Source organism: Phenylobacterium sp., from assembly GCF_035309685.1.
Classification (GTDB): Bacteria; Pseudomonadota; Alphaproteobacteria; order Caulobacterales; family Caulobacteraceae; genus Phenylobacterium.
In genome coordinates this window covers 1-2,588 of record NZ_DATGEX010000054.1, presented here as the reverse complement: position 1 = coordinate 2,588, position 2,588 = coordinate 1, and the positions used below count along the sequence as shown (strand labels likewise).

The following is a 2,588-nucleotide window of genomic DNA, read 5'->3' as shown; positions in this document are numbered from 1 at the left end:
AGACGCCGGTCCAGGGCGCGCGAGCGATTGAGCTGAGGGGACAGGGACCGGGCGGCGGCCAGGATGTTGGCGGCCTTGTGGGTGGCGTCATCGCCGCCGGCGGCGACGGCGAAGAGGGGCAGCATGGCGTTCATGGCGGGTGATCCGATCACCCGCGGCGGAGGGCTCCTCCCTCCAGTCCCGACGGGCTCGCCCGCTCGCCCCCCTCCCTTTGCCTCTAGCCGGCCGCCAGCTCAGCCAACCGACTGACGGCGTGGTCGCGCTCGGCCTGCGGCGCGCGGCGGTCCTCGGCCCAGCGCTGCAGGGCTTGGCGGGCGGCCGAGGCCCTTTGATCGGCGGCCACGCCCAGGGCGTTGAACAGCGCCGCGATCTGGGGATCGGTCGGCGAGAGAACGTCGCCGGCGGCCGCGCGGGCCAGGGCGTCGATCTCAGGAAACGGCATCAAGGTCTCTCCAGCGGGACATCCGCTTGGGAAATCCTCGCGTCACGACCCGCAGAAGAAGAGCCCCCGCCCTGAAGAAAGGCGGGGGCTCAGTTGGACTTAGGCCGCGATCGGCTCGGCGACGTCGTCGTTGGGGCGTTCCGTCACCTCGGGCGAAGCGTCGTGGTCATCCGCGTCGTCGGCTTCGGCCTCGTCCTCGGCCGGCAGCCGGTCCCAGGCCAGCGCCGCCGGCGCCCATTGCCGCTCGGCCGCGGCCTCGGCGACGAAGGTGACCAGGTCGTCCTTCTTCAGCGCCTTGGCCCGGTCGTCCTCCACCTCCATCTCCTCCAGCAAGGCCGAAAGCTGCTTCTTGGAGTGGACGGCCAGGTAGGCGTCGTCCGGGGTCCAATGGGCCGAGATGTCGGCGCCGCAGAGGGCGGCGATCTCCGCGGCCTCAGCCCGCGCGGCGTGACGCAGCGAGGTGGTGCGGCCCTCCCGGACGTTCAGCGAGATGGCCACCAGCTCGGCCAACAGCGCCATCTTGTCCCCGTGGGCCAGGGTTTCCACCCACGGTATGGGCCGCAGGCCGCTGGCCTTGTAGGAGGCTCGGCGGGCGTCGAGGCGAGCGCGCACCTCGCCGTCCAGGGCCGGGATCGCCGGCGTCGTCCCCCGCCGGTAGGCGGTGGCGTTGATGGCCGCCGCAGACTCTTCGGCGCTGCCCGAGCTGTGCAGGGCCAGGTTCTTGAACAGCTGCGCCACCAGCACCGTAAGGGCCGCGCCCGGATCGTCGGCCAGATCGCGGATCAGGCCGCGGGTGGCCACGTCGGTTCTGGTCTCGTGCAGGACGTGGCTCGAGCCGGCCACGTCGACATCGGCGCGGGGAATCTCCACGTCCGTGTACGACCGGCCGTAGCGGCCGCCGACCTCGGCGGCGTCTTCGTCGTCGCCGTCCTCCTCGACCTCATCGGGCAGCTGATCGGCGGGCAGCGGAACCGAGAAATAGGTCACCGCCACGCCGAAACCGTCGGAGGGCGTCAGTACGGCCGCGCCGATCCGGTCGCGCGTGAGGGGCGCGCCGGCGACGGCGGTCATGGCCGTGAACACCGGGGCCATGGCCGCCGGCGCATCGTCCGCCCACGGATCGAGGTCCTGCAACTCGCTGGAGAGGCGGGTGACCTCGTAGCGGGCGTCCGCGAGGGCCTTGGCCTGGTCCTCGGTCAGATCGCGCTCCCAGACGTGCTGCAGGCGGTTGAACCCGTCCGGCACGCCGAACCCCGCCTCCCGGCCGACGAAGACGGTGAGGCCGTCTGCGGTCAGTTGGTCGACGATCGGCTGCACCCGCTCCCGCCAGGTCGTCTGCAGGACCTCGGGATCCAGCAGGCAGTCGGGCAGTTCGCCGAACAGGTCGCTCGACACCCGGCCGCCGGCGGCGACATAGCGCTCCATGCCAACCAGCGTGAAACGGTCGTCGTCGATCGTGGCGCGGTCGCGCTCGATGACGTGGCGCAGCTGGTAGTCCTGGAAGTGGCCGTCGAGCGCGGTCTGGGCGATCTCGGCCTGCTGCTTCTTGTCGGGCAGGCGCGCGAACAGGCGGACCTGCTTGAGGGTCAGCCGGCCTTGGCGCAGGGCCTTCAGAACATTGGGATGGACGGCCGCCAGGGCCTCCAGGCGCTTAATCTCCAGCTCGGCGTATCCCAGGGCCGCGGCGATGGCCTTGGTCTCCATCTTCGACTTCCGCAGCTTCCCGATGGCGGTGATGACGTCGGCGATGTGCACCGGGGCGTGTTCGGTCGCCGGCAGCATGATGCCGGCCGCCTGCTGGGCCTTGGTCTCGGCCAACAGGCAGTCGACCTCGTAGTCGTCGGTCAGGTCGCCGCGGTCGCGCAGCAGCAGAAGGCCGAAGCGCCGGCGACGGCCATCCAGCGCCATGAAGGCCTGTTCGCCCTTTCGGCCAGGCCGCACGATCGGCGGGATCACCACGCCGGCGGCGAGAATGGTGTCGGCGAGCTGCGGCACGCCCTCGTCCGCGGGCTCCTTGAAACGAAGGTTCTCCGGCGCGAGGCCGAGGTCGCCGAGGCGGACCTTGATCGAAGTCATCGGGGTCGGCGGCGCGGCCGGAACGGTCTGGGTGTCGGTCATCGGGGTCAGGCTCCAGCGCCTGGGCGAG

At 71.4% G+C, this 2,588-nt stretch carries 2 protein-coding genes; both read right to left on the bottom strand.

Going from position 1 to position 2,588, the window contains the following annotated elements; genetic code table 11:
- Positions 1–217: 217 nt before the first annotated feature.
- A complete protein-coding gene (locus VKQ35_RS17295; protein ID WP_324363865.1) occupies positions 218–442 on the bottom strand; it encodes a hypothetical protein in 225 nt (74 codons plus the stop codon).
- A 99-nt stretch (positions 443–541) separates the two neighbouring features.
- A partial coding sequence (locus VKQ35_RS17290; RefSeq protein WP_324363864.1) for a chromosome partitioning protein ParB occupies positions 542–2,588 on the bottom strand: 2,047 nt, incomplete at its 5' end.